Origin of the sequence: Methylobacterium sp. WL19 (assembly GCF_008040005.1) — a bacterium.
In the GTDB taxonomy this organism is placed as follows: Bacteria; Pseudomonadota; Alphaproteobacteria; order Rhizobiales; family Beijerinckiaceae; genus Methylobacterium; species Methylobacterium bullatum.
Genome location: NZ_VRVC01000269.1, coordinates 1 through 1,240, shown reverse-complemented (window position 1 = coordinate 1,240; position 1,240 = coordinate 1). Strand labels below are relative to the sequence as shown.

Sequence of the window (1,240 nt, the reverse complement as noted above, 5' to 3'; positions counted from 1 at the left end):
TGGCCTGCTTCCGGTTCCGTGGACACCCAGTCTGGGTGTCATAATGGAATCGGAGGTGTGGAATGCAGCGTCGCAAGTTCAGTCGTGAGTTCAAGGTCGAAGCGGTTCGGCTGATCAAGGAGCGGGGCGTTTCGGTCGCTCAAGCTGCCCGTGATCTGGACGTGCATGAGAACGTCCTGCGCAAATGGGTGAGGGAGCTCTCGTACGATCCGGCCGAGGCGTTTCCCGATCCTGGGCAGATGAAGGCTGAGCAGGTCGAGATCGAGCGCCTGCGTAAAGAGGTCACCCGTCTGAAGGCAGAGCGCGATATCCTAAAAAAAGCCGCGGCGTACTTCGCGAGGGATGCGATATGAAGTTCGCCTTCGTGGTCAAGCATCGCTCGATCTGGCCGGTTGCCTGGATGTGCAACGCCCTCGACGTCTCCCGGTCCGGCTTCCATGCCTGGCTCACCCGACAGGCATGCCGGCGAGCCCAGGACGACGCCGCGATCCTGTTGAAGGTGCGGGCGAGCTTCGCGGCAAGCGACCGCACCTATGGAGCGCGTCGGATCTGGCACGACGTGCTCGCGGACGGCATCTCCTGCGGGCTACATCGGGTTGAGAGGCTCATGCGAGAGAACGCATTGCGGGCTCGGCCACGACGGCGCGGCCTGCCCAAGGATGAGGGCGAGCGCTCCGTTGTCTCCCCCAACATCCTGGATCGGAAGTTCGAAGCGGATCGGCCGAACCAAAAGTGGATCGCCGACTTCACATACATCTGGACGGCGGAAGGTTGGCTCTACGTGGCGGCCGTCATAGATCTGTTCTCACGCCGGGTCGTGGGCTGGTCGATGCAGGCCAGCATGACAGCCCAACTCGTCACCGACGCTCTGCTGATGGCTGTCTGGCGCAGAGGCAAGCCGAATACCCTGCTGCATCACTCGGATCAGGGCAGCCAGTATACGAGCGAACCGTTCCAGCGCCTCATGGCGGATCACGGCATCACCTGCTCCATGAGCCGATCCGGAAACGTCTGGGACAATGCCGCGATGGAGAGCTTCTTCTCGTCGCTGAAAACCGAACGGACGGCTCGAAAGACATACCGCTCGCGGGACCAGGCTCGGGCCGACGTGTTCGACTACATCGAACGCTTCTACAATCCGGCCCGCCGACACTCGACCCTCGGCTACGTCAGCCCAATCGAGTTCGAAAAACAGGCCCAATTAGCTTAGGATCGTGTCCACGGAACCAGCAGCAGGCCA

General features: G+C 61.7%; 1 protein-coding gene. It reads left to right on the top strand.

Going from position 1 to position 1,240, the window contains the following annotated elements:
- The first annotated feature begins 62 nt into the window (after positions 1-62).
- Positions 63-1,210 (top strand): IS3 family transposase gene (locus FV220_RS24980; protein WP_147833582.1). Its coding sequence is split into 2 segments (ribosomal slippage): positions 63-321 and positions 321-1,210, totalling 1,149 coding nucleotides; the frame shifts between segments, so codons are not numbered across the junction.
- Positions 1,211-1,240 lie beyond the last annotated feature (30 nt).